Below are 26,065 nucleotides of genomic sequence, written 5' to 3' on the forward strand. Positions count from 1 at the left end.
TCGAGCAGACGCAGGCTGCGACCGCCGTCACAGTCCCGCCCGTGCTTCTGCGTTAACCATGCGCCCGGATTCCGGCAGGGCTGCGCTGCCGCGGGACGCGGCAGCAGGCGCCCGGCCTGTGCTGTTTCAGCAGCCTGTGCCAGGGCGGCATTTCGTTCAGAAAGGAGACGGGACATGGATATCGGCTTCATCGGTCTGGGGGCCATGGGCAGTGCCATGGTGGCCAATCTGCTGAAGGCGGGCCACCGCGTGCGCGTCTGGAACCGGTCGCCGGGGGCCGCCCAGACCCTGGCGGAGCAGGGGGCCACCGTGGTCGGGCGGGTGCAGGACGCCTTCGCCGGCGATGCCGTGCTCTCTATGCTGGCCGATGACCGGGCCGTGCGCGCGGTGCTGCTGGACAATGGCGTGTTGGACGGGGCGCCGGTGGGGCTGGTGCATGCCAACATGGCCACCATCTCCGTGGCCCTGGCGCAGGAGCTGGCCGAGCGCCACGCCGCCCTGGGCCTGGGCTATGTGGCGGCGCCGGTGTTCGGCCGGCCCGATGCCGCCGCCGCGGCCAGGCTGAACATCCTTGCGGCCGGCGCCCCCGCCGCCCGCGGCCGTGTCCAGCCGCTGTTCGAGGTGCTGGGGCAGAAGACCTGGCCGCTGGGCGATGATCCCGTGCGGGCCAATGTGGTGAAGATCGCCGGCAACTTCATGATCGCCTCGGCCATCGAGAGCATGGGCGAGGCGGCGGCCCTGACCGCGTCCTATGGTGTGGCGGCCGGGGACCTGCTGGAGATCCTGACCAACACGCTGTTCGCCGCCCCGGTCTACAAGGGGTATGGCGGCCAGATTGCCGAGTCCCGCTACGAGCCGGCCGGCTTCAAACTGACGCTGGGGCTGAAGGATGTGCGGCTGGCGCTGGAGGCGGGCGAGGGGCGGGCCGTGCCGCTGCCGCTGGCCAGCCTGCTGCGGGATGGCTTCCTGGACGCCATCGCCCATGGCGACGGGGCCAAGGACTGGGCCGCCCTGGCCCGGGTGGCCCAGCGCCGCGCGGGGAACTGATCCGGATCAAGGGAACGGCAGCCCGGTCCGGGGCTGCCGTTCGCCGTCCGCTTCCCGGGGCGGACTATTCGGCCGCCGCCGGCCGGCCCAGCCAGGCGTCCAGGTCGGCCAGGGCGCGGCGGCTGTAGACGGCCTTGCGGTCCTTGCCGTGCAACTCCTTGCCGTTGGGGCCGCGGGCCTCCACCGGCGGGAACAGGCCGAAATTGACGTTCATGGGCTGGAAGGTCTCGGCGCTGGCGCCGCCGGTGATATGCGCCAGCAGGGCCCCCATGGCCGTGGTGCGCGGCGGCATCGACGGCTGGCTCCCCAGCCGCTCGGCGGCAGCGAAACGGCCGGCCAGCAGGCCGACGGCGGCGCTTTCCACATAGCCTTCGCAGCCCGTGATCTGGCCGGCGAAGCGCAGGCGCGGCATGGCCTTGAGGCGCAGGCTGGCATCCAGCAGGCGCGGGCTGTTGAGGAAGGTGTTGCGGTGCATGCCGCCCAGCCGGGCGAACTCGGCCGTCTCCAGACCCGGGATCATGCGGAACACCCGCACCTGTTCGGCATATTTCAGCTTGGTCTGGAAGCCGACGAGATTGTAGAGCGTGCCCAGGGCATTGTCCTGACGCAGCTGGACCACGGCATAGGGGCGGCGGCCCGTATGCGGGTCGGTCAGCCCCACCGGCTTCATCGGCCCGTAGCGCAGGGTATCAAGGCCGCGCTCGGCCATGACCTCGATCGGCAGGCAGCCCTCGAAATAGGGGGTGTTCTTCTCCCATTCCTTGAACTCGCCCTTCTCCCCGTCCAGCAGCGCCTGGATGAAGGCCTGGTACTGCTCCTTGTCCATGGCGCAGTTGATGTAGTCCTTGCCCGTGCCGCCGGGGCCGACCTTGTCATAGCGCGACTGGAACCAGGCCTTGGACAGGTCGATGCTGTCCAGATGCACGATGGGGGCGATGGCGTCGAAGAAGCTGAGCTGCGCCTCGCCGGTCAGCATCAGCACGGCTTCGGCCAGGGCGGGGGAGGTCAGCGGGCCGGTGGCGATCACGACGCTATCCCAGTCCGCCGGCGGCAGGCCGGCGACCTCGCCCACCTCCACCGTCACCAGCGGATGCGCGCGTAAGGCCTCCGTCACGGCGGCGGAGAAGCCGTCGCGGTCCACGGCCAGGGCCCCGCCCGCCGGCACCTTGTGCCGGTCGCCGGCCGCCAGGATCAGCGAGCCGCAGCGGCGCATCTCCTCATGCAGCAGGCCGACGGCATTGTATTCCGCATCGTCGGAGCGGAAGGAGTTCGAACAGACCAGTTCGGCGAACTTGTCGGTCTGATGGGCCTCGGTACTCCGCACCGGCCGCATCTCATGCAGCACGACGGGGATACCGGATTGGACGATCTGCCAGGCGGCTTCGCTGCCGGCGAGGCCGCCGCCGATGACATGGATGGGGGCTTGCTGGGTCATGGGCAGAGGAGTGGCGCGTCCGCGGGTCCCCGTCAAGGGGCTGGGCTGCTCGCGCAGCTGTGATGGGGCCGCCTCTGGCCCCGGCGCGGCGATGTTCCTAGACTGCACCGCAACTTCGGGGATCGGGGGAGCCGATGGGCTGGATGTTTTGGGGTCTTGGCGCGCTGGCGCTGCTCTATCTGCTGTGGCGTCTGGTCCTGCTGGGACGGATGCCCGGCCTGTGCCGGCGGCACGGCCAGCTGGTCGATTTCGCCACCCTGGTGCCGAGCTGGAAGCCCAACCAGTATCTGCTGGCACCGCCGGGCACCACCACGGCGCAGCCCCAGGCCGAGGCCCCCCGCTACGCGGTGCCACCGGAACGGCTGCGCGATGCGCTGGTCCGCATCATCGAGGCGGAGCCGCGCAGCCGTATCCTGGAGCGCAGCGGCGACGGGTTGCGCTTCACCCTGGTGCAGACCACGGCCTTGATGGCCTATCCCGATTTCGCCGCCGTCGAGGTGCGCCCGGCACCGGGGGGCAGCACGCTGCTGATCTACAGCCGCGCCGTCTTCGGCATCCGCGATTTCGGCGTCAATGGCAAGCGGGTCCAGGGCTGGCTGGGCAAGCTGGCCGACGCGGCGGGCAAGCCGGTCTGAACAGGAACCGGGGTCAAAGATCCGCGGTCTGATACAACCCCGCCTAAAGCTTGCCCGCCTAAAGCTTGACCTTTAGTCGGGGTGGAGGCCGGCGACCGCCGGCCCGCGCCCCCATGTGCGCGTAAGCCAGGCTGCCGGAGGCAGCGCCCGGCGACGGAGGGGACCTGCACTCTCCCTTGATCGGTCACGATCAAGGGAGAGTGGTCTGCCCCTTCTGGCGCCGCCACCAGGGTCGGCGGCGCCAGGACAGTTCCCGCTTGGCCAGATCCAGCTTCTCTTCCAGATAGTCCACGCGGAATTGCAGGCCGGCACTGCGCCGCTGGCTCTCCGCCACGGCCCGCGCATCCTCGATCCGCTGGGTCTGCACCGCGTCCAGTTGCCGGCGCAGATCGTCGATCTGGCTGCGGGCCTCGGACAGCTCGCGGATGGTCCGGGTCAGCACCTCTGCCAGGGCGGCGTCGGGAGAACGGGCGGAACCGGACGCCAGGGCGTCCCGCGGCGGAGCCTGGGCCAGGCGGCCTTCCGTCCGTGGTCCCTCGGACCACGGCCCCTCCGTCCTGCTCTCCGATCCGCGCGGGTTCATCCGGTCCGTGGCCATGCCTGTCTCCCTGGGGTGGAAACAGACAGGTACAGGCCGGTGCCCGGCCGGGCTGCTGCAAAGACGGGGCAGCCCACCCCATGCGGGACAGTGGGCCGCCCCCTTGGGACGGGTTCAGCGGATCGGGGCGTAGCTGCCCTTGCTCCAGCGGTACATGACATAATCCGTGCTGGTGCGGTCGCCCTTGGCATCGAAGCCTAGCGGGCCGATGGCCGTCGGCACCTGGCCCTGGCGCAGGGCCTTGGCCACCTTCAGCCCGTCGCTGCTGCCGGCCTTTTCCGCCGCACCGGCCCAGACCTGGACCGCGGCATAGGCGTAGAGCGTGTAGGCCCCCGGCTCCGGTCCGTTGGCGCGCAGGCTGGCCAGCGCGGCCTGGGCCGCGGGCAGGGTGCGGGCGTCGGCGCTGAAGGTCATGGCCATGCCTTCGCCCTTGTCGCCGGCGATGGACCAGAATTCGCCGCTGGCCAGGGTGTCGCCGGAGACGAACTGCGCCTTCAGCCCCTGGTCCCGGGCCTGACGCACCAGCAATGCCGCTTCCGGGTAATAGCCGCCGTAATAGACGGCCTCGACCTCGGCCGCCTTCAGGGCGGTGACCAGGGCGGTGAAGTCCTTTTCCCCGGCGGTCAGCGTGCCTTCATAGACCGGTGTCAGGTCACGGGCCTTCATGGCGGCCGTGGTGGCGTCGGCCAGGCCCTTGCCGTAGGTGGTCTGGTCGTTGATGACGGCCACGCGCTTGCCCTTGAAGTTGCCGGCCAGCCAGGGACCGGCCACGGCCCCCTGCTGATCGTCGCGGCCGCAGGTGCGGAACACCATCTCCTGTCCGCCCTCGGTCACGTCCGGCGCCGTGGCCGTGGGCGTAATGACGACGATTCCCTCCTCCTCATAGACCTTGGCGGCGGGGATGGTGGTGCCGGACTGCAGATGGCCCACCACCAGCACCACGCCGTCCGTGGCCAGACGGTTGGCGACCGAGACGGCCTGGGTCGGCACGCCGCCATCATCGGCCACCACCAGCACCAGCTTTTCCCCCAGGACGCCGCCCTTGGCGTTGAGGTCGGCCACAGCCTGTTCGGTGCCGCGGCGCAGCTGGTCGCCGACGGCGGCGAACTGGCCGCTCAAGGGCACGGCCAGCCCGATCCTGATCTCGGCCAGGGCCGGCGTGGACAGAAGGGGGAACAACGCCAGGACGGCGGTCAGGATACGCATGGGCGGGACGACTCCGGGTCGTTCAGTGGATCGGTAGGATACAAGGAGTGACGGGGGATGCGGGCCGGCTCGGCCCCCCTCCGGGAGCATGACAGGCCGGAACGACTGCGGGGGAGAACGCCGGCCGTGGTGACCCGACCGCCCGCATGCCGGGACGGGGCGGGCCGGCGGACCCGCCCGCATCCCTGACCGGCTGGCCTACTGGCCGGCAAGCTGGGTATAGCTGCCCTTGGACCAGCGGTAGACCACATAGTCCGTGACCTTGCGGTCGCCCTTCTCGTCAAAGGACAGGTCGCCGATCACGGTCTTGTAGCTGCCATCGCGCATGGCCTTGGCCACCTTGGCGGTATCGGTGCTCTTGGCCTTGGCCGCGGCCTGGGCCCAGGCCTGGACCGCGGCATAGGTGTAGAGGGTATAGGCTTCCGGCTCGAATCCCTGGCCGCGGAAGCGCTTGACCACGTCCGCCGCCTCCGGCCGGGTGCGGCTTTCGGCGCCGAAGGTCACCAGCGCGCCTTCGGCCGTGTCCTTGGCGATGTTCCAGTATTCGCTGTCCACCACGCCGTCGCCGGACATGAACTGCACGGTCAGGCCGCCATCGGCGATCTGCCGGGTCAGCAGCCCGGCCTCGGTGTAGAGGCCGCCGAAATAGACGACCTGGATTCCGGCATTCTTCATCTTGGTGACCAGGGCCGCCATGTCGCGGTCGCCCACGGTGACGGCGTCATACATGGCCTCCTTGACCCCGGCCTTGTTCAGGGCAGCCTTGGTGGCATCGGCCAGGCCTTTGCCATAGGTGGTCTGGTCATGGATGATGGCGATGCGGTCGGCCTTGTGGTTCTTCACGATCCAGGCCGCGGCCACGTCGCCCTGCTGGTCGTCGCGGCCGCAGGTGCGGAACACGGTGTCGAAGCCCTGTTCGGTCAGCTGCGGGTTGGTGGAGGCCGGGCTGATCTGCAGGATGCCCTCGTCGGCATAGACCTTCGAGGCCGGAATGGAGACGGCCGAATTGAAATGGCCGAACACGGCCACGGCCCCCTCGGTCGCCAGCTTGTTGGCGACGGCCACGCCCTGGCTGGGGTTGGAGGCATCGTCCACATTGATCAGCCGCAGCGTCTCGCCCAGCAGACCGCCCTTGGCGTTGATGTCGGCCACGGCCATTTCGGCTCCGCGCCGCATCTGCTCACCGAAGGAGGCGCTGGACCCGGTGATGGGGCCGGCCATGCCGACCACCGTCTCTGCCAGGGCCGGGCCGGCGGCCAGCGCGGGAAGCAGCAGGCTGGCCGCTGTCAGGGCGGTGAAAAGAGGCTTCTTGAAGCTCATTGTCGTGCGCACTCCCTGTTCGCTTGTTGCGCGTTGGAGCGGAGGCTAACACGGGAGCGGGAGGGGTAAAACAACCCTGATGTTGCCGGCCGGCAGGGGCTCGGGCGGCTTCCTTGCGCGGCGGGGCGGCCTTGCGCCATTCTGTTGCCGGGGCAGACGAATGTGTGGCTATGCCCGCTCCAGCGTGCGCCAGAGGCTGAGGCCGGTGAACCAGAGGGAGGCCAGCCCCCAGGGCAGCAGGGCCCAGAGCGGGCGCGCCGGCAGGGCCACCACCAGGGCCAGCGTCGCCAGCAGCCAGAGCACGGCCATCAGCACCGTGACCCGGCGCAGACGCTCCACGCGGAACGGGTGCAGGAACTTGGCCGGGGCGAAGGTCAGCAGCCCCAGGGCCAGCACCAGGCCGGCATTGAGCCAGGGGCCGGTGTCCAGGATGACCACATAGAGCACCACCACGTTCCAGATGCCGGGAAAGCCGACGAAATGATTGTCGGCGCTCTTCATGTCCAGCTTGGCGAACAGGTGCAGCGAGGTCAGCAGGATGAAGGCGCAGCCCGGCAGCAGCAGCGGCGCCGGCAATAAGGCGAACTTCCAGAGGAATACAACGGGGACAAAGACATAGGTGAGGTAGTCGACAATCAGGTCAAGCGCCGCGCCATCGAACAGCGGCACCCGGTCCCGCACCCGCATCCGGCGGGCCAGGGGGCCGTCGATGCCGTCCACCAGCAGGGCCAGGCCGAGCCAGAGCAGGCAGGCGCGGGCATCACCGGCCAGGACCGCCAGCAGCGCCAGGAAGGCCCAGACGGCGCCGCTGGCCGTCAGCAGATGCACAGCCCAGGCGGACCAGGGGAAGCGGGCGCCAGTCACGCCCGCTGCTTCCGCTTGGCCGGCCTGACCGCCTCCAGATAGGGGCGCAGATAGGTGCCGGTGTGGCTGCGCGGGTTGGCGGCCACATCCTCCGGCGTGCCGGCGGCCACCACCTCACCACCGCCGGAGCCGCCTTCCGGCCCCATGTCGATCAGCCAGTCGGCGGTCTTGATGACCTCCAGATTATGCTCGATCACCAGCACGGTGTTGCCCTGCTCCACCAGCGCATGCAGCACCTCCAGCAGCTTGCGCACATCCTCGAAATGCAGGCCGGTGGTGGGCTCGTCCAGGATATAGATGGTGCGGCCGGTGGACCGGCGGGCCAGTTCCTTGGCCAGCTTGACGCGCTGCGCCTCGCCGCCGGACAGGGTGGTGGCGGGCTGCCCGATCTTGATGTAGCCCAGCCCGACGCGGGTCAGCGTGTCCAGCTTGTCGCGGATGGAGGGCACGGCGCGGAAGAAGTCGGCCCCTTCCTCCACCGTCATATCAAGAACGTCGGCGATGCTTTTGTTCTTATACAGAATTTCCAGCGTTTCACGGTTGTAGCGCTTGCCGTGGCAGACGTCGCAGGTGACATAGACGTCGGGCAGGAAATGCATCTCGATCTTGATGACGCCGTCGCCCTGGCAGGCCTCGCAGCGGCCGCCCTTGACATTGAAGCTGAAGCGGCCGGGGCCGTAACCGCGGGCCTTGGCTTCGGGCAGTCCGGCGAACCAGTCGCGGATCGGGGTGAAGCAACCGGTGTAAGTCGCTGGATTGGAACGCGGAGTCCGGCCGATGGGCGATTGGTCGATGTCGATGACCTTGTCGAGATTCTCCAGACCGTGCAGCGTGTCGAAGGCGGCCGGATGCTCCCGCGCGCCCATCAGCCGCTTGGCCAAAGCCTTGTACAGGGTCTCGATCACCAGGGTCGACTTGCCGCCGCCGGACACGCCGGTGACGCAGGCGAAGGTGCCCAGGGGGATCTTCACCGACACATCGCGCAGATTGTTGCCGCGGCAGCCGCCGATCTCCAGGAACTGGCCGGGATGGCCGGGCCGGCGCAGGGCCGGCACCTCGATGCGCCTGCGCCCCGACAGATAGGCGGCGGTGATGCTGTCGGGATTGTCCATGACCTCGGCCGGGGTGCCGGCGGCGACCACGGTGCCGCCATGCACGCCGGCGCCCGGCCCCATATCCACGAGATAATCGGCCGTGCGGATGGCGTCCTCGTCATGCTCGACCACGACCACGGTGTTGCCCAGGTCGCGCAGCCGCTTCAGTGTCGCCAGCAGCCGGTCATTGTCGCGCTGGTGCAGGCCGATGGAGGGTTCGTCCAGCACATAGAGCACGCCGGTCAGGCCGGAGCCGATCTGCGAGGCCAGACGGATGCGCTGGCTCTCGCCGCCCGACAGGGTGCCGGAGGCGCGGTCCAGCGCCAGATACTCCAGGCCGACATTGTTAAGGAAACCAAGGCGTTCGTTGATTTCCTTGAGAATCCGCACGGCGATGTCGCGCTGCTTCTGCGTCAGGTGCGCGTCCAGCTCGGCGAACCAGCTGCCGGCCTCGCGGATGGACAGGCGGCTGACCTCGGCGATGGTGCGGCCGCGGATCTTCACCGCCAGCGCTTCCGGCTTCAGGCGGGCGCCGCCACAGGCCTCGCAGGGCATGGAGGACTGGTATTTGCCCAGCTCCTCCTTGATCCAGGCGCTTTCCGTCTCCTTCCAGCGCCGTTCCAGATTGCGCACCACGCCCTCGAAGGGCTTGTTGGTCTCATAGCTGCGCAGCCCGTCATCATAGGTCATGGTGATGGGCTTGCCGCCGGAGCCGAACAGGATGGTGTCCCGCACCGGCTGCGGCAGGTCCTTCCACGGCCTGTCCATGCCGGCCTTGAAGTGGCGGCAGATGCTTTCCAGCGTCTGGCCGTAATACTGGCTGGTGCTGTTGGCCCAGGGGGCGATGGCGCCGTCACGCAGGCTGAGGCGTTCGTCCGGCACCACCAGCTCGGGATCGAAATAGAGCTTATCCCCCAGCCCGTCGCAGGCCGGGCAGGCGCCGTAGGGATTGTTGAAGGAGAACAGCCGCGGCTCGATCTCCTCGATGGTGAAGCCGCTCTCCGGGCAGGCGAACTTGGCCGAGAAGGTGGTGCGCTCGCCGCTGCCGGCCTCCTCGGCGAACAGCAGCCCGTCCGACAGCTCCAGCGCCGTCTCGATGCTGTCGGCCAGGCGCCCGGCCAGATCGGCGTGGACCACGACGCGGTCCACCACCACCTCGATATCGTGTTTCAGCTTCTTGTCGAGGGCTGGCACCTCCTCGATCTCCAGCATCTCGCCATCGACCTTGACGCGCTGGAAGCCGCGCTTGCGCAGTTCCGCCAGCTCCTTCTTGAACTCGCCCTTCTTGCCACGGGCGATGGGGGCCAGCAGGTAGAGGCGGGTCCCCTCCGGCCGGGCCAGGATGCGGTCGACCATCTGGCTGACCGTCTGGCTTTCGATCGGCAGGCCGGTGACCGGCGAATAGGGGATGCCGATGCGGGCATAGAGCAGCCGCATATAGTCGTAGATCTCCGTCACCGTGCCGACGGTGGAGCGGGGATTGCGGCTGGTGGTCTTCTGCTCGATGGAGATGGCGGGGGACAGGCCGTCGATGCTGTCCACATCCGGCTTCTGCATCAGCTCCAGGAACTGGCGGGCGTAGGCCGACAGGCTTTCCACATAGCGGCGCTGCCCCTCGGCATAGATGGTGTCGAAGGCCAGCGAGGACTTGCCCGAACCGGACAGGCCGGTGATGACCACCAGACTGTCGCGCGGCAGGTCCACATCGACATTCTTCAGGTTGTGCGCGCGGGCGCCGCGGACGCTGATCTGCTTGTTCATGCTGTGTTCTGTATCGCAAGTCCTGGCGCGGGGGAAGCAGCCATTTGAGGGCGACAGGCTTGCGAATATGGCGCGAAAGGCGCTGCGGTCAAAGCCGGCGTGCCATTCGCGTGCGGCATGGACAGCCGCGCCGCCGCCCGGCGCCCGGGCGGCGGTGGGTGGTCGCGGTGATCAGGCGCCGAAGGTGAAGCTGTTGGGGGGCGCCCCCGTCAGGGCCAGGATCATTCCCAGCAGCTCGCGGCTGATGCCGAGGGGCAGATTGTCGGCGGCGACATGGAAGCTGTAGGCCCGACCGTCGCTGAACAGGAAATTGTCCAGGTTGCTGACCCCCAGTTCGGCCATGCGGCCCCGCGCCTGGATCTCATTGAGGCTGCTGTTGTAGAGCAGGTCCTGACGGAAGAAGACGAAGCGGGACTGGTTCTCCGGCACGCTTTGCACCAGGGCGATGATCTCCAGCCAGCGATAGATCTCCTCGCCGGCATTTTGGGGCGTGATGACCAGGGCCGGGATGTCCTTGACCGTCACCGTGACCGGACCGGGGCCGGACTCCTGCTGCGCCACCACCCAGGGGCGGAACGTGTTGGCCGTGGGGCGCAGGGTGAACATGTCCACGAAATAGTCGGGACTCTGCTCGTCGATGATGGGCAGATTGGTCCGCTCCAGCCAGTAGAGGCGGCAGTCCTTGATCTTCGTAACCTGGATCTGCACGGGAAAGGTATGGCCAAAGGCGTAGCTGGGCGGTGTGGGGCTGCCGCCAGGAATGGGCTGGCCGCCGACCGTGAACATGCCGGGCAGGATGAAATCACCGACCTTGACACTCTGGACTGCCATGTCGTTCTCCCTTCGCGCGATCTGAGAGGCATCATTTTCCCTCCTAAGACGCGGGAGAACGCCGGCTGTGACGTGGTGGCTGCGCGGTCAGGCCGTTCCGGGCAGGGGATGGCTCTATCGGAGCGCTTGCATTGTTCCTAAAATGTTCTATATATCGGTCAGATCGACTCGACCGACCGTCAGAACGGATTTGTTCGCTTTAAATTCCTTCAACGTTCCTGCTGCTGTTCACTTGGCGGAACCGGTCGAGAACGTTAGGCTGGCGCCGCAGCGGTCCGCTGGCCGGACCGGTTGTGCGCCGGACGGGGCGGGCAGCAACGCTGGACGGCCGGACCTGCACCGGATTGGGCACCGGACTTTTGGCGAAAGAATTCCGAACCGAGCGAAAGAGCGAAGCATGGCTGGCAGCGTCAACAAGGTCATCCTCATCGGCAATCTGGGCAAGGACCCGGAGGTCCGGTCCCTGCAGAACGGTGGCAAGGTCTGCACCCTGCGCATCGCCACCTCGGAGAACTGGAAGGACCGCAACACCGGGGAGCGCCAGGAGCGCACCCAGTGGCACAGCGTGGTCATCTTCAACGAGAATCTGGTGGGCGTGGCCGAGCGCTTCCTGAAGAAGGGCAGCAAGGTCTATATCGAGGGCCAGCTGGAAACCCGCAAATGGACAGACCAGCAGGGTCAGGAGCGCTATACGACCGAGGTCGTGCTGCGCCAGTACCGCGGCGAGCTGACGCTGCTGGACGGGCGTGAGGGCGGTGCCGGCGGTGGCTACGATGATCGCGGTGGCGATTACGGCGGGGGCAGCGGCGGCGGCTATGGCGGCGGCGGCTATAGCGGTGGCGGTTACGAGGACCGCTCCGCCGCCCGTGGCGGTCCGCAGCGCGGCGGGGCCGGCGGGGGTGCCGGTGGTGGCGCCGGTCGCCCGGCGCCTGCGGCGGATCTGGATGACGAAATCCCGTTCTGAGATCGGCCCTGCAGGGGCCGGCTCGTCAACGGCACGCCCCGGCCTGCGCCGGGGCGTATCGCTGTTCGGGTCTTTTTTCCTGTCTTCGGAACAGCCGGATGGTCTGGCGACGGTCCGTCCGTTGCCACCGGCACAGTCTGTTCCTATCCGCGGCCGGGCTGGTCCGGATAGGTGGGCTGCTGCCGTTCCGGCCCGGTGTCGGGGGGCAACTCGCCGGGGTTGGACGGTGGCGGGACCGGCTGTTCGGCCGGTGGCGGGATTTCGGTATTGCCGGGGGACGGCATGCCCGGCGGTGTCGGTGCGATGCCCATGCGACAGCCTCCTTCAGCGTCATGGTCCTTTACGTCCCTGAGCAACCCTGCCGCCTCTGCAAAGGTTCCGGTGTCCGCCGTCACTGCGCCGGCGCAGCCGATGCTTTCAACTCGCCGGTCCTTCGGGCTGGTGCCCCGATCCTCTCCCCTCTGTCCGGCTATCTCCCATGACCTCCCTGGACCTTACCGTCGAGCCCTTCGCCCCGCGGCTGCGCCGGCACCTGCGCGAGCTGGTGCGGCTGGCCCTGCCGGTCATGGTGGCGCGCGCCGGGCAGATGACCATGGTCACCGCCGACACCATCGTTGTCGGCCGCTACGGGGCCGAGGATCTGGCGCATCTGGGCCTGGCCGGTGCCATCCAGGGCACGCTGCTGGCCATCATGGCCGGGCTGCTGCTGGGCACGGTGGTCAAGACGGCCCAGGCCATGGGGGCGGGGCAGGCGCAGGAAGCGGGCGCCGTCTGGCGCCGCTCCATTCCCTATGCCCTGCTGATCGGGCTGCTGGCCGGGCTGTTCTGCCTGGCGGGGGAGCCGTTCTTCCGCCTGACCGGCCAGTCCGAGCCATTGGCCGTGGGCGGTGGCCGGGTCATGACCATCTATGGATTCGGCATGGCCGGAGCGGCCCTGCTGTTCACCTCCACCTTCTTCCTGGAGGGCATCAAGCGTCCCCTGCCGGGCATGGTGGCCATCCTGCTGGCCAATCTGGCCAATCTGGGCCTGAACTGGGGGCTGGTGTTCGGCCGCTTCGGCCTGCCCGAACTGGGGGCGGAGGGATCGGCCCTGGCCACGACGCTGGTGCGCTGGGCCATGGCGCTGGGGCTGATGGCCTATGTCTGGCGCCTGCGCGACCATGAGCGCTTCGGCATCCGCCGTCCGGCCGGGGGCTGGGCGGCGGGGGGCGAACAGCGGCGGCTGGGGTATGCCGCCGGCCTCAGCAGCGGGCTGGAGGCGTCCGCCTTCTCGGCCCTGGCGCTGTTCGCCGGCTGGCTGGGGGCACTGGGCGTGGGCGCCTTCACCGTCGGGCTGAACCTCATCGCCCTGCCGTTCATGGCGGCGCTGGGGCTGGCCTCGGCCACGGCGGTGCGGGTGGGTACGGCCCATGGCGCCGGCAACCGGGCCGACACGGTGCTGGCCGGCTGGAGCGGGCTGGGCCTGACCAGCCTGCTGCTGAGCGGCGTGGCGCTGCTGTTCTGGTTTCTGCCGGACGGAATCGCCCGCCTGTTCGCCAGCGACCCGGCGCTGGTGGCGGTGGCGGTCCCGGTGGTGGCCTTCAGCGCCCTGATCCTGGTGGCCGATGGCGGGCAGGTGGTGATGGCCCAGGCCCTGCGCGGCCGCAACGACGCCTGGATGCCGACGGCCCTGCATTTCATCAGCTATTACGCCATCATGATGCCGCTGGGCTGGGTCCTGGCCTTTCCGCTGCAACGCGGGGTGATGGGCCTGTTCGAGGGCATCTTCATTGCCAGCATCGTCTCCGTTTCCATCCTGTCCGTCCGCTTCTGGTGGCTGTCGCGCGGCGAGGCGGGACGGTGACGGCCGGGCCGGTTTCCCGACAGGCGACGGCCCGTTTCATTGTTCGCCCCGGTGATTGATGTTACAAGGGCGCGACCGTTTTCCGCCGCCGGCGGGGCTCCGTTCCCGGCCGGCCTGGCACCCCCTCAGGCAATGAGTACGTCTCGGTGACTCCTTCGACTCCGCTTCCGTCCGACATCTCGCCGATCACCATCGAAGAGGAGATGCGGCGCTCCTATCTCGATTACGCCATGAGCGTGATCGTCAGCCGGGCCCTGCCGGACGTGCGCGACGGTCTGAAACCGGTGCATCGCCGCATCCTCTACGCCATGAAGGATGGCGGCTACGACAGCACCAAGCCTTATAAGAAGTCGGCGCGCATCGTCGGCGACGTCATGGGTAAGTACCATCCCCATGGCGACAGCGCGATCTACGACGCCATGGTGCGCATGGCGCAGGATTTCTCCATGCGCCTGCCCCTGGTGGACGGCCAGGGCAATTACGGCTCCATGGACGGCGACCCTGCGGCGGCCATGCGCTATACCGAGGCGCGGCTGGCCAAGGCGGCCGAGTTCCTGCTGGACGACATCGACAAGGACACGGTCGATTTCCAGCCGACCTACGACGAATCGTCGGAAGAGCCGACGGTCCTGCCGGCCAAGTTCCCCAATCTGCTGGTCAATGGCGCCGGCGGCATCGCCGTCGGCATGGCCACCAACATCCCGACCCATAATCTGGGCGAGGTGATCGACGCCTGCTGCGCCTACATCGCCAATCCGGACATCACGGTCGAGGAACTGATCGATATCATCCCCGGCCCGGATTTCCCGACCGGCGGCCTGATTCTCGGCAAGTCCGGCATCCGCTCGGCCTTCATGACCGGCCGCGGCAGCATCATCATGCGGGCCAAGACCGACGTCGAGGAGATCCGCAAGGACCGCTGGGCCATCGTCGTCACCGAGATCCCGTACCAGGTCAACAAGGCCAAGCTGCAGGAGCGCATCGCCGAGGTCGTGCATGAGAAGCTGGTGGAAGGCATCAGCGATGTGCGCGACGAATCCGACCGCGATGGCGTGCGCGTGGTCATCGAGCTGAAGCGCGATGCCGTGGCCGATGTGGTGCTGAACCAGTTGTTCCGCCACACCCCGCTGCAGACCAGCTTCGGCGTCAATATGCTGGCGCTGAACGGCGGCCGGCCGGAGCTGATGGACCTGCGGGCCATCATCAGCGCCTTCGTCCGCTTCCGCGAGCAGGTCATCACCCGCCGCACCGAGTTCGAGCTGGGCAAGGCCCGCGAGCGTGCCCACACCCTGGTGGGTCTGGCCGTGGCCGTGGCCAACCTGGACGAGATGATCGCCCTGATCCGCAACGCGCCCGACCCGGCGGTGGCGCGCGAGCGCATGATGGAGCGCGACTGGCCGGCCGCCGACGTGGCGCCGCTGATCGCCCTGATCGACGAGCCGGGCCGCGGCCTGTCGGCGGAGAACACCTACCGCCTGTCGGAGGCCCAGGCCCGCGCCATCCTGGAACTGCGCCTGCACCGCCTGACCGGGCTGGAGCGCGACAAGATCGGCGAAGAGCTGAACAGCGTCGTCAGCCAGATCCGTCATTTCCTGGCCATCCTGTCCGACCGCGCCCTGCTGCTGGACATCCTGCGCAACGAGCTGGTCGAGATGAAGGAGCGCTTCGGCACGCCGCGGCGCACGACCATCGAGGAGCTGGAATTCGAGTCCGACATCGAGGACCTGATCCAGCGCGAGGACATGGTGGTCATCACCACCCAGGGCGGCTACATCAAGCGCGTGCCGGTGGCGCAGTACCGGGCCCAGGCCCGCGGCGGCAAGGGACGCAGCGGCATGTCGCTGAAGGCCGAGGACCAGGTCAGCGACCTGTTCGTGGCCAATACCCACACGCCGGTCCTGTTCTTCACCAGCCGCGGCATCGTCTACAAGCTGAAGGTCTGGCGCCTGCCGTTGGGCACGCCGCAGACCCGCGGCAAGGCGCTGGTCAATCTGCTGCCGCTGGAGGAGGGGGAGACCATCTCCACGGTCATGCCCATGCCCGAGGACGAATCGACCTGGGGCGACCTGCATGTGATGTTCGCCACCAGCCGCGGCAATATCCGCCGCAACCGCCTGTCCGACTTCCAGAACATCCGGGCCAACGGCCTGATCGCCATGAAGCTGGAGGAAGAAGGCGAGACGCTGATCGCCGTGCGCACCTGCTCCGAGCAGGATGACGTGCTGCTGGCCACGCATCTGGGCCGCTGCATCCGCTTCGCCGTGGAGGAGGTGCGCGTGTTCAGCGGCCGCACTTCCACCGGCGTGCGCGGCATCAAGCTGGTGGAGGAGGGCGACGCCGTCATCGGCATGTCGATCCTGCACCACACCGACTATACGGTGGAGCAGCGCGCCGCCTACCTGAAGCAGGCGCGCGAACTGCGCCGGGCCCTGGGTGAGGCGGTGGACACCGACGAGCAGCCCGATGTCGAGGCCGAGCCGGTGGAAACCAGTCTGGTGCTGCCGCCGGAGCAGTTCACCGAGATGCAGGCGCGGGAGGAAATGATCCTGACCGTGTCCGAGCAGGGTTTCGGCAAGCGTACCTCGTCCTACGAGTACCGGGTGACCGGCCGCGGCGGCCAGGGCTTCTGGAACATGGACATGTCGAAGCGGAACAAGGCCATCGCCGCCGTCTTCCCCATCGCCGAGTCCGACCATCTGATGATGGTCAGCGACGGTGGACAAGTCATCCGCATGCCGGTACACGACATCCGCCTGACGGCCAGGAAAAGCCTGGGTGTGACGTTGTTCCGCATGGCGGACGGCGAGCGGGTGGTGTCCGTTGCGCGCCTTGCCGATGACGGCAACGGTGAAAACGGCACCGGCGAAAACGGTGCCGCGGAGAACGGTGCCGACAACAAGGAAGACGGAACGGCCTCGGACGAGACCTGAGGCCGGGTCCCGCACTGGGAAAGGGAATGTGGTATGGGTGCGCCTCGGCGGGTTGGTGTCTATCCCGGGACCTTCGATCCCATCACCAACGGCCATTTCGACATCATCCAGCGGGCCGCACGGCTGGTCGACCACCTCATCATCGGTGTCGCCCGCAATGATGGCAAAGGACCCCTTTTCACCACGGCGGAGCGGGTCGAGCTGGTGGCCGGAGAGCTGGCGGCCCTGACCAAGCAGGGTATCAGCGTCGAGGTGCGCCCTTTCGACAATCTGCTGATGAAATTCGCCGAGGAATGCGGGGCCCAGGTCATCGTCCGGGGCCTGCGCGCCGTGTCGGATTTCGAGTACGAGTTCCAGATGGCGGGCATGAACGCCCGCCTGAACCCGCAGATCGACACCATCTTCCTGATGGCGTCCGACCGTCACCAGTTCATCTCCTCGCGCTTCGTCAAGGAGATCGGCCGTCTGGGCGGGGACATCAGCCAGTTCGTCAGCCGCCGCGTCGCCGGCGAACTGGCGACGCGCTTCGCCGCCGCATAGGCCGCCCGACGCCGATGCAGGCCGGGGGCGCACATCCGCGTTGACCTTGGCGCCGCACCTCCCTATGGTGCGCGCCACCCCGGCGCGGCAGCGCCTGTGATCCCGTAGCTCAGTCGGTAGAGCACGTGACTTTTAATCATGGGGCCGTGGGTTCGAATCCCACCGGGATCACCAAATTTCTCAAGGGGTTAGCAAACATCTGGCGACAGCCGCGCACCCGCGGGGTAACATCCGGGGTAACAGGATGCATGCCAAATATGCATGAGGCCGGTGGTGTGTTTGCTCCTGGGACACAGGCCGTGTGTTGGCGCCCATGTTGTTGCTTTTCTTGCGTCGGCGCCTCGGCCAAGATGCGGCGGCAGCCGGCGCGGCCGGACCAGGCGGGATAAGGCAGCATGGATTTCCACGGATTCGTCAGCGGTGCCGTCGATGTCATCGGCGCCATGAGCGACCGGGCCGCCGCCATGGACGGACGGGCGGCCTTCGTGCTGGGCATGCTGACCTGGTTCGGTGTCGAGCAGGCCGTGCGCAAATTGGCCGGTCTGCTGCGCTGGGCGATTCTGGTGACCGCCATTGGTGCCGGCGGGGTCGCCGTCGTCGCCATGGTCGCTGCCGCGGTCGGCGGGGGGCATGAACCCTCTATCATGGCGGAGCCGGGCCGCTGACACGGCCATGGGCACCGCAGCCCGTCCAAGCCGGGTGCGGGCAGACAGCCGAAGACAGCCGAAGACAGGGGAGAGACAGGCCGGCTTCGTTCGCACCGCCGCCTATGGACCCGACACCTATGGAAGAGCCTAGCCAAAGGGTTAGATCACCCATTGGATAAATGAACCTGTGGTTGACCGTACTATTGTGCGGGAAACCGTGGGGGCCTTGCGATGGCGCACCTTTCCGATCTCCCGATTCGTATCCGCATCTTTCTGGCTTTCGGCCTGGTCATGCTGGTGACCCTGGGGCTGGGGGCGTTCGCGCTGTGGCAACTGCGTACCATCAACGATGCCGCCGACAGGGTCGTGCTGCGGAGTCTGCCCTCGGTCATCACCAGCAATCTGATGCTGGAGGATGTGCTGGATTTCCGCCGGAATCAGGCGGCGACGCTGCTGGCCACCGATCCGGCGACCAGAGCGGAACGCCATGCCGCCATGGCGGCGCTGGTGCCCCATATCGCCGAGCAGCGCCGCGCCTACGAGGCGCTGATCACCACGGAACGGCCCCTGATCGAGCAGTTCGACCAGGCCTGGGCTCAGGTTCTGGCCACGGCGACGGTGATCGACGACCGGCTGGGCGCCGGCGATCAGGCGGGCGCCATGGCCCTTTACAACGGTGCCAGCCGCAGTGCCACCGACGCCGCTGTGGGCGCACTGAAGCAGGTGGTCCATGCCAGTGACGAAAGCGGGCAGGCGGCCGGTGTGGTCATCGAGGAGACGACCCACCATGCGCGCATCGGCACGCTACTGGCGCTGGTGATTGCCGCGGGCCTGTCGATCGGAGCTGGCGCCATCCTGGTCATCACCATCGCCGTGCCGACCCGGCACCTGACCGAGATCATGCGGCGCCTGTCGCGTCGGGAACTGACGACCGTGGTCGAGGGGACGGCGCGCCGCGACGAGATCGGTGCCATGGCACGCGCCGTCGAGCAGTTCAAACTCGGTTTGATCGAGGTCGAGCGCTTGAGCGCCATCCAGGCGGCAGCGGAACAGGCCAAGGCCGAACGGGCCGCGCGGATCGACCAGCTGATCGCGGTCTTCGACGGGGCGGTGAGCGGAACCCTGCACAGTTTCGCCAATGCCGCGGCAGAGCTGGATGCCACGGCCCGGAGCCTGAGCGCCATTGCCGAGGAAACCAGCCGTCAGGCCACCGCGGCGTCCGGCGCGGCCGAACAGACCACGGCCAATGTGCAGACCATTGCCGGCGCCACCGAAGAACTGGCCGTCAGCGTCGGCGAAATCAGCCGCGAGGTTGCCCGTGCCAAGGATACGGCTCGGCGCGCCTCCGACAATGGGCGCCAGACCAACATCATCGTGGGAGGGCTGACCGAAGCCGTGGGCCGCATCGGCGAGATCATGGATCTGATCCAGGCCATCGCCAGCCAGACCAATCTGCTGGCCCTGAACGCCACCATCGAGGCGGCGCGGGCGGGCGAGGCCGGAAAGGGGTTCGCCGTTGTGGCCTCGGAGGTCAAGACATTGGCCACGCAGACGGCCAGGGCCACGGACGAGATCGGCACCCATGTGGCCACGGTGCAGAAGGTCTCGGCCGACACATCCGAGTCCATCGGCATCGTCATCGGCACCATTGCCGAGGTCGACCAGATCTCCGCCAGTATCGCTGCCTCCATCGAGCAGCAGGGCGCAGCGACCGGCGAGATCAGCCGCAACATCGCCCAGGTGGCCACGGGCATCGGGGAAATGTCGGGCAATGTGGACCAGGTGAAGGACGCCACGGCCCACGCCGGTGTCGCTGCCGGGCAGGTGCTGTCGGCCGCCAATGAACTGTCTCAGCAGTCCGAAGTTTTAAAACGTGATGTCGAGCGTTTCTTGCTTGCCATCCGTGCCGCCTGACGGCGGCAAACGGTCTGCCCGGCGTGACGGGGCTGACCTTACGGATAGTCCAGCGCGGGGCACGGACTGGCGCCCCCGCGCTCCATATTGTCCTGTTAACAAAAAATCAATTTCAGGATCAATAGTTTGGAGGGGGATTCCGTTTGGATGACTTCATGGCGTCCGTCTCTGCCGCCCTCTTGTCTTCTCCTCTCCGGGACACTTAACCCTTTTGCGTAGTTCAAGGGGCTATACCCCAAATTATAGACTGCCGGCAGGTATTCAGGGGCGGTGGACATGACGAATAGACGAAGCCAGGCGCCAGCGCGGGAGGAGGCACAGCCCGGCGGCCTTCTCACCGGGTTCCGGCAGACCCATGTCTATAACCAGGCCTCGCCGGAAGAGCAGATCCAGTTGGAATCCTTCCTGCGCGACCTGAACAACGTGTCGCTGGATATCCGGTTGAAGTTGCTTGGCCACTGACGGGCCTGCTGGCCGCACGTGTCGGGGTGGGCATCGCCCGGCAGGGTAAAGCCGGGCGATGCGGATGGCCGGTAATGCCGATACAGTGGCCGATACAGTGAAGACCGGGCTGGTTCGATACGGAGTCAGGTTGTCTGGGGTGCTTCCAATTGCATTGTGCGCGCTGCTGACCCGCTGAAGCATCGGTAAGGGCTAGAACCAGGCGAACCGGAACTGTTGTGCGGTGTCAGCGAATGCGCGTTTTTTACGCATCCTTAAAAACACGGGTAAGACAGATATGGTTTAACTCGTGATCGCTGGTTTTCGCGGCCGGATACTGCGTAAGCGTAGAGCGGACAGTGTTTGGCAGGCCTAAGCCATTGGTGGTAGGTATGGAGAAATGACCGGGCACAGGCGGCCGCAGGGGCCGGTGAGCCGTCCGGTGATGCGATGGGGTTCCAGTCCGTGCACGAAATGGGTAAGACCAGCGGCCTCACTGAAGCCGATTACAGCAGGATCTACGACAAGATCGCCCTGTCGCCCGAAGGCTTGGCGTTCCTGCGGGAGCATGCCCGGCGCGCGGCCCAGGTCGGACAGTCGCAGATGCGGACCATCACCGCGGATCTGCGCAAGCTGCTGCGTCAGCACACCGAAACGATCCAGGCCGCCGGCCGGGTCGAAGCCCTGCGCCGTGAACTGCTGGAAATGGCAGCCTCCATCGAGCAGGCCCGGCGCGAGATCGCGGCGCTTCAGCCCAAGGAAGCCGGATCGAACCGTCTGCTGATCGCTTCCAGCGAATTGGACGCCATTGTCAGCACCACCGAGCGGGCCTCCTTCGATATCCTCCAGGCCGCGGAAAGACTGTTGGACGTGGCCGGGAAGCTGCGGCGCCAGGGGGCGGATGCCACGCTCTGCGATGTCATCGACAATGAGGTCACCAACATCTTCACCGCCTGTTCCTTCCAGGATCTGACGGGACAGCGCACCAGCAAGGTCATCAATGCCCTGCGCTATGTGGAGCAGCGGGTCAATGCCATGCTGACCATCTGGAGCATGGAGGGCGTGCGGGCGGCCGACGATGGGGAGGAGGCCGACCAGCGGCCCGATGCCCATCTGCTGAGCGGGCCGCGCAATGACGGCGTGAACCAGGATGATGTCGACGCGCTGCTGTCGGGCACGGCCCCGGCCCGCGCCGAGGCGGAGATACCGGTGCAGGAGACGGCGCAACAACCGCGCACCCCGCTGGACCAGTCCGCCATCGACAACCTGTTCGACTGACAGTCACGGAGACCATGATGGACTACGCGGTCCAGTCCACCGATCAGGGGCTCAACATATCCCTGACCGGACGCATGACCCTGATCGATCACGACAAGTTCCGGGCGGTGGTGGACAGTATCGAGCGGCTGAATGGCGGCATCTGCATCTTCGACCTGCGCGGGCTGGAGTTCATCGACAGTTCCGGACTGGGCATGTTCCTGATCGCCCGCGATGTGGCCCAGCCCAAAGGCGTCGATATCCAGTTGCTTGGTGCCCAGGACGCCGTTCGCCGCATTCTGCAGATCGCCAAGTTCCACACCCTGTTCAAGATCGCCCCCTGACCATCGTGCCGGCCCCAGGTGACAACAGGCCCCGGATCGGGGCGCCAGATCTCGACCCTGCCGTGGTGCGGACCTTGGCTGACCGGCTGGGCTGCGCGATCGGTAGTGACGAGGGGGCTGCGATCGTCCTGCTGCATCCGGCTTCGGATACGGGGGTCAGCCGCGCCGTCGCCGCCGGAGCGCGGCTGCTGATGGATGTGCCGGTCCTGGAGGAGGTGCAGGCGCTGCTCGGCGGTGCGGAGCCGGAGCCGGGGAGCCTGCGCCTGTCGCTGGCCAGCGGATCGGCCTTTCGCATCAACGTGGCCATGTCGCTCTGTTCCGGCCTGGTGGAGCGTGGCTGGCTGCACCCCGGCCGTCAGGTCGATGTGGAACTCTGCCTGCATGAGGCCGTGGTCAATGCCGTCACCCATGGCAATCTGGAGCTGCAACGCTGCGCCGATGGTGACAGCGGCTTCGCCGACCGGCTGGACTCCGTCTATTACCAGTTGACCCTGATGCCCTTCGCGGCGCGCCGCGTCGTCATCGATGTCGGGCGGCGGGCGGATGGCGGCCTGACCATCGACATCCAGGACCAGGGCAAAGGCTTCGATCCAACCGCACCGACCGGCGGCACCACCTATTCCGGCCGGGGCATGACCATCATGCGCGAACTGGCGGAGCGGGTCAGCCACCGGGATGGCGGTCGCCGCCTCTGTCTGGAGTTCCGGCCATGAGCGCCGGCCTGCCGCCGGACGCCCGACCGGAGACGGTCGAGAACGTGCCGCTGGCGGATTGCCGGGTGCTGGTGGTGGATGACAGCCGGTTCAGCCGGGCCATGCTGCGCCGGCTGCTGGAATGGGTCGGCATCCGCACGGTGCTGGAGGCCGGGGACGGCGAGCAGGGGTTGGCCCTGCTGGGTGAAACCAATGCCGATCTCGTCATCGCCGATGTGGACATGCCGCGGATGGACGGGCTGGAATTCTGCCGGCGCATCCGTGAGGTGCCGGCCTGGTCGGGCCTGCCGGTGCTGATGCAGATCTCGGCGGCCAGCGATCCGGCCGGCATGCGCTCGTTCGAGGCCGGGGCCAACGACATCATCTCCAAGCCGTTGAATGCCGGCGAATGCATGGCGCGTATCCGTCTGCATTTGGAAAAGCAGTTCTATGTCCGCCGCTTGAGCCAGTTTCACCGGCGCCTGGCCAGCGATCTGCGCCTGGCCCGCGGCATGCAGATGTCGCTGATCCCGGACGCAGCGGCACAGCAGGCCCTGGCGGCCCGGCACGGACTGGCCCTCAGCGGGCATTTCGAATCCTCCGAGGAACTGGGGGGCGATTTCTGGACGCTGTTCGATCTGTCGCCGCACCAGCTGGGCGTGCTGATCGCCGATTTCTCCGGCCACGGTGTGTCCGCCGCCATCAACACCTTCCGCTTCCATACGCTGATCGAGCGGATGCCGCCGCAGGGCCATGAGCCGGGGGTGTGGCTGGCCCAGCTCAACCAGCCCCTGAAGGATCTGTTGCCGATCGGGCAGTTCGCCACCTGCTTCTATGGCGTCATCGACACCGCCGCCAACACGCTGAGCTATGCGGCCGCCGGTGCGCCGAGTCCGCTGCTGCTCGACAGCGATGGCCGGGTCACGCCGCTGGACGCCAGCGGCCTGATGCTGGGCATCTCCTCGGCACCGCTGCTGACGGTGGACCAACTGCCCTTCGGGCCGGGCGCATCCCTGCTGCTGTACAGCGATGCCCTGACCGAAGCCATCGATCAGCGCAGCGGCGGCATGATCGGGGAAGAGGGGCTGATGCCCCTGGCCATCCACGCCTTCACGGGCGGGGCGGAGCCGTTGCCGCGGCTCCTGGCGGCCTTTGACGGCGTGGCCCGGCGCCCGCTGAGCGACGATCTGACAATCATCTGCATCCACCGCCCCTGAGTCAGCCGATCAGATGCCAGCGCCCGTCGGACTGGCGGCAGGCGGTGCCGCTGGCCTGCTCGGGCTTGCCCTCGATATAGACGGTATGGGTATAGGCGCGGCACAGATTGCCGTCGGCGTCGGTATAGGTCCGCACCGGCTCGACATTGCCGCTGTTGCCGCTGTCGGGATTGTTCCAGCGGATGGTCTCGTTGCGGCTGACGGCCGCTTCCTCGGCCCGGCTGGCCCGCTCCTGGTCGGCATCGCTCATGCTGCTGGCCACGGCCCGGCCGGCCAGACCGCCCAGCACGGCACCCAGGGCGGTGGTGGCGAACTTGCCCGAGCCGCCGCCGAACTGTGATCCCAGCAGCGCACCGCCGGCGGCCCCACCCAGGGTGCCGATGGTCTCGTTCGACGGCCCCTGGCCCTGCGCACAGGCGCCGAGAACCAGTGTGGCCGCGATGGCCGCGGCCATGCCGCCACGACGATGATCCATGATCCGGCCCCGGTTCATGCTCCGCGCTCCTGTCCTGCTTCCCGTCCACCGGCAACCGGTCCCGGAGGGCAAGGTTCCTGTGGTCGTGGTTTCTTCCCTGCTGTCGGGCGGCCATCTGTGGTAAGCAGCCTGCCTGCTTCCCCCGTGTTCTCCAGACCGTCCTGCCACGAGCCTGTCGCCGCCATGTCCGTTTCGCCGTCCCTCCCGCCGTCCCTGCGCCGCGGCACCGACACCGCCGGCGTCCATTCCCCGCAGGAGATGGGCAGCTGGACGTTGCTGCGCCGGCTGGTGACGGCCTATCTGGGACCGTACCGCTGGCGTCTCGGCCTGGCCCTGTTGCTGATGGCGACGGAGGCCGCTGCCAATGGCAGCATCGCCAAAGCCTTCGAGCGGTTGCTGGACGATATCTTCCAGCCCGGCAACCTGTCGCAGCTGGCCCCCTTCGCCACCTTCGTCTTCCTGGCTTTTCTCCTGCGCGGCGCCAGCGCCTATCTGCATCAGATCATCGTCAACACCGTGGGCCAGAAGGTGGTGGCCGGCATCCAGAAGCAGGTGTTCAGCCATATCCTGCGCTCCGACATGGCCTATCTGCAGAGCCATGCCTCCGGCACGCTGATCTCGCGTCTCATCAACGACGTGAACCAGATGCGGATCGCCGTGTCCGACTGCATGACCGGCTTCATCCGCTATGCCCTGACGCTGGTGGCACTGGTGACGGTGATGTTCATCCAGGATTGGGTCCTGGCCTGCGTCGCCTTCGTCGTCTTCCCCATCGCTGGCTGGGTTCTGAGCTCGTTGGGTGGGCGCCTGCGCCGTGTGGCCAAGCGCACCCAGGCGGAAATGGGGCTGCTGTCGGCCCTGCTGACCCAGACCTTCCAGGGGGCCCGCCACGTCAAGGCCTATGGCATGGAGGCGCATGAGGAGCAGCGGGTCAACGGCACCATCACCCGCCTGCGCGAGCTGACGGTGAAGAGCTTCCGTATCTCCGCCTCGCTGCTGCCGATGAACGAGCTGTTCAGCGGCATGGCCGTGGTCGGTGTCATCGTCTATGGCGCCTACCGTATCTCCGCCGGGGAAAGCACGGCCGGCGAGCTGGTCAGCTTCATCGGCGCCTTCATGCTAGCCTACCAGCCGGTCAATGCGTTGAGCAAGCTCAATGCCCAGTTGCAGACGGGGCTGGCTGCCGCCGAGCGCGTGCTGGAGGTGCTGGATACCAAGCCGACCATCGTCGATGCGCCCGGCGCCACGGTGCTGCCGCGCCGCCATCATGGCGTGCGTTTCGAGCAGGTCCGCTTCAGCTATGACGGCGGCAAGGGCGCCCTCAACGGCATCGATCTGGAAATCGCGCCGGGCCGCACGGTGGCACTGGTCGGGTCGTCCGGCGCCGGCAAGTCCACGGTCCTGAACCTGATTCCACGCTTCTACGATGTCACCGGCGGCCGCGTGCTGATCGACGGCATCGACGTGCGCGACATCACCCTGGCGTCGCTGCGCGACAACATGGCCCTGGTCAGCCAGGAGACGGCCCTGTTCGACGAGAGCATCCGCGCCAACATCGCCTATGGCCGGCCGGGCGCCAGTGAGGCGGAGATCATCCAGGCCGCCCGTGATGCCGCGGCGCACGACTTCATCATCGGCCTGCCCGACGGCTATGACACCAAGGTGGGCGAGAACGGGCTGCGCCTGTCGGGTGGCCAGCGCCAGCGCGTCGCCATCGCCCGGGCCATGCTGAAGAACGCCCCCATCCTGCTGCTGGACGAGGCGACCTCGGCTCTGGACAGCGAGAGCGAGCGGGCCATCCAGGAGGCGCTGCGGCGGTTGCAGAAGGGACGAACCACCTTGGTCATCGCCCACCGTTTGTCTACCATCATCGATGCCGACTGCATCCATGTGCTGGAGCAGGGCCGGGTGGTGGAAAGCGGCAGCCATGCCGATCTGCTGGCCAGGGGTGGGGCCTATGCCCGCTTTTATGCCTTGCAGGCGGGGCTGGAGGCCGTCGCCCCGTAGTCC

Annotated in this window: 23 protein-coding genes and 1 tRNA gene; 15 read left to right on the forward strand and 9 right to left on the reverse strand. The window is 67.5% G+C overall.

Annotated elements, in window-relative coordinates:
* Positions 1–174 precede the first annotated feature (174 nt).
* Positions 175–1,047, forward strand: a complete 873-nt coding sequence (locus tag DK368_RS00485; protein WP_114391591.1) for an NAD(P)-dependent oxidoreductase — start codon at positions 175–177, stop codon at positions 1,045–1,047.
* A gap of 64 nt (positions 1,048–1,111) precedes the next feature.
* Here DK368_RS00485 and trmFO read toward each other — a convergent pair whose 3' ends face one another.
* Positions 1,112–2,482 (reverse strand): methylenetetrahydrofolate--tRNA-(uracil(54)-C(5))-methyltransferase (FADH(2)-oxidizing) TrmFO, encoded by a 1,371-nt coding sequence (trmFO, locus tag DK368_RS00490; RefSeq protein WP_114391592.1) that lies wholly within the window; start codon positions 2,480–2,482, stop codon positions 1,112–1,114.
* Between the two features lie 134 nt (positions 2,483–2,616).
* On the opposite strand from trmFO, the gene DK368_RS00495 reads away from it, so the two are divergent.
* Positions 2,617–3,117: a DUF1499 domain-containing protein gene (locus tag DK368_RS00495; protein ID WP_114391593.1), complete on the forward strand. Its 501-nt coding sequence runs from the start codon at positions 2,617–2,619 to the stop codon at positions 3,115–3,117.
* A 190-nt stretch (positions 3,118–3,307) separates the two neighbouring features.
* On the opposite strand, the gene DK368_RS00500 is transcribed toward DK368_RS00495, so the two are convergent.
* The 6 genes from DK368_RS00500 to DK368_RS00525 all read right to left on the reverse strand — a co-directional run bounded on the left by DK368_RS00500 (position 3,308) and on the right by DK368_RS00525 (position 10,791).
* The gene (locus DK368_RS00500; protein WP_114391594.1) at positions 3,308–3,715 is read right to left on the reverse strand and encodes a hypothetical protein; all 408 of its coding nucleotides are present in this window, start codon (positions 3,713–3,715) and stop codon (positions 3,308–3,310) included.
* Between the two features lie 114 nt (positions 3,716–3,829).
* Entirely contained in the window at positions 3,830–4,921 is a 1,092-nt protein-coding gene (locus DK368_RS00505) for a branched-chain amino acid ABC transporter substrate-binding protein (RefSeq protein WP_114391595.1), read from the reverse strand.
* 198 nt (positions 4,922–5,119) lie between these two features.
* Complete coding sequence (locus DK368_RS00510; protein WP_114391596.1) at positions 5,120–6,241, reverse strand: branched-chain amino acid ABC transporter substrate-binding protein; 1,122 nt, start codon at positions 6,239–6,241, stop codon at positions 5,120–5,122.
* A gap of 168 nt (positions 6,242–6,409) precedes the next feature.
* Positions 6,410–7,105, reverse strand: coding sequence for a CDP-alcohol phosphatidyltransferase family protein (locus tag DK368_RS00515; protein ID WP_114391597.1), 696 nt, complete (start codon positions 7,103–7,105; stop codon positions 6,410–6,412).
* Positions 7,102–9,960: an excinuclease ABC subunit UvrA gene (uvrA, locus tag DK368_RS00520; RefSeq protein ID WP_114391598.1), complete on the reverse strand. Its 2,859-nt coding sequence runs from the start codon at positions 9,958–9,960 to the stop codon at positions 7,102–7,104. The genes DK368_RS00515 and uvrA overlap by 4 nt, the downstream gene beginning before the upstream one ends.
* Before the next feature lie 171 nt (positions 9,961–10,131).
* Positions 10,132–10,791, reverse strand: a complete 660-nt coding sequence (locus DK368_RS00525) for a hypothetical protein (protein ID WP_114391599.1) — start codon at positions 10,789–10,791, stop codon at positions 10,132–10,134.
* A gap of 397 nt (positions 10,792–11,188) precedes the next feature.
* Here DK368_RS00525 and ssb point away from each other — a divergent pair, with 397 nt between their 5' ends.
* Positions 11,189–11,755, forward strand: a complete 567-nt coding sequence (gene ssb / locus DK368_RS00530; RefSeq protein WP_114391600.1) for a single-stranded DNA-binding protein — start codon at positions 11,189–11,191, stop codon at positions 11,753–11,755.
* Between the two features lie 143 nt (positions 11,756–11,898).
* Here ssb and DK368_RS21195 read toward each other — a convergent pair whose 3' ends face one another.
* Positions 11,899–12,066 (reverse strand): hypothetical protein, encoded by a 168-nt coding sequence (locus DK368_RS21195; protein ID WP_155524429.1) that lies wholly within the window; start codon positions 12,064–12,066, stop codon positions 11,899–11,901.
* Positions 12,067–12,233: 167 nt separating this feature from the next.
* Here DK368_RS21195 and DK368_RS00535 point away from each other — a divergent pair, with 167 nt between their 5' ends.
* The 11 genes from DK368_RS00535 to DK368_RS00585 all read left to right on the forward strand — a co-directional run bounded on the left by DK368_RS00535 (position 12,234) and on the right by DK368_RS00585 (position 23,580).
* Positions 12,234–13,598 (forward strand): MATE family efflux transporter, encoded by a 1,365-nt coding sequence (locus DK368_RS00535; RefSeq protein ID WP_114391601.1) that lies wholly within the window; start codon positions 12,234–12,236, stop codon positions 13,596–13,598.
* A 203-nt stretch (positions 13,599–13,801) separates the two neighbouring features.
* A complete protein-coding gene (gyrA, locus tag DK368_RS00540; RefSeq protein ID WP_162305834.1) occupies positions 13,802–16,528 on the forward strand; it encodes a DNA gyrase subunit A in 2,727 nt (908 codons plus the stop codon).
* A 33-nt stretch (positions 16,529–16,561) separates the two neighbouring features.
* On the forward strand, positions 16,562–17,068 hold the full coding sequence (gene coaD, locus DK368_RS00545; RefSeq protein ID WP_114391603.1) for a pantetheine-phosphate adenylyltransferase: 507 nt from the start codon (positions 16,562–16,564) through the stop codon (positions 17,066–17,068).
* 98 nt (positions 17,069–17,166) lie between these two features.
* Positions 17,167–17,242: transfer RNA gene (locus DK368_RS00550), tRNA-Lys, on the forward strand.
* 221 nt (positions 17,243–17,463) lie between these two features.
* On the forward strand, positions 17,464–17,733 hold the full coding sequence (locus tag DK368_RS00555; RefSeq protein WP_114391604.1) for a hypothetical protein: 270 nt from the start codon (positions 17,464–17,466) through the stop codon (positions 17,731–17,733).
* A gap of 213 nt (positions 17,734–17,946) precedes the next feature.
* A complete protein-coding gene (locus tag DK368_RS00560; protein WP_114391605.1) occupies positions 17,947–19,629 on the forward strand; it encodes a methyl-accepting chemotaxis protein in 1,683 nt (560 codons plus the stop codon).
* 276 nt (positions 19,630–19,905) lie between these two features.
* On the forward strand, positions 19,906–20,091 hold the full coding sequence (locus DK368_RS00565) for a hypothetical protein (RefSeq protein ID WP_155524430.1): 186 nt from the start codon (positions 19,906–19,908) through the stop codon (positions 20,089–20,091).
* Between the two features lie 453 nt (positions 20,092–20,544).
* A complete protein-coding gene (locus DK368_RS00570; RefSeq protein WP_240002272.1) occupies positions 20,545–21,348 on the forward strand; it encodes a protein phosphatase CheZ in 804 nt (267 codons plus the stop codon).
* Positions 21,349–21,362: 14 nt separating this feature from the next.
* Positions 21,363–21,671, forward strand: a complete 309-nt coding sequence (locus DK368_RS00575) for an STAS domain-containing protein (RefSeq protein ID WP_240002273.1) — start codon at positions 21,363–21,365, stop codon at positions 21,669–21,671.
* A gap of 65 nt (positions 21,672–21,736) precedes the next feature.
* The gene (locus DK368_RS00580; RefSeq protein WP_155524431.1) at positions 21,737–22,384 is read left to right on the forward strand and encodes an ATP-binding protein; all 648 of its coding nucleotides are present in this window, start codon (positions 21,737–21,739) and stop codon (positions 22,382–22,384) included.
* Positions 22,381–23,580: a PP2C family protein-serine/threonine phosphatase gene (locus DK368_RS00585; protein ID WP_114391609.1), complete on the forward strand. Its 1,200-nt coding sequence runs from the start codon at positions 22,381–22,383 to the stop codon at positions 23,578–23,580. The genes DK368_RS00580 and DK368_RS00585 overlap by 4 nt, the downstream gene beginning before the upstream one ends.
* 1 nt (position 23,581) lies before the next feature.
* Here the strand turns inward: DK368_RS00585 and DK368_RS00590 are convergent, their stop codons facing one another.
* Entirely contained in the window at positions 23,582–24,073 is a 492-nt protein-coding gene (locus DK368_RS00590; protein WP_240002274.1) for an RT0821/Lpp0805 family surface protein, read from the reverse strand.
* Between the two features lie 165 nt (positions 24,074–24,238).
* Between DK368_RS00590 and DK368_RS00595 the strand changes: the two genes are divergently transcribed.
* The gene (locus tag DK368_RS00595; RefSeq protein WP_114391610.1) at positions 24,239–26,062 is read left to right on the forward strand and encodes an ABC transporter ATP-binding protein; all 1,824 of its coding nucleotides are present in this window, start codon (positions 24,239–24,241) and stop codon (positions 26,060–26,062) included.
* Positions 26,063–26,065 lie beyond the last annotated feature (3 nt).

It is taken from the genome of Oleisolibacter albus (assembly GCF_003336875.1).
Classification (GTDB): domain Bacteria; phylum Pseudomonadota; class Alphaproteobacteria; order Azospirillales; family Azospirillaceae; genus Niveispirillum; species Niveispirillum album.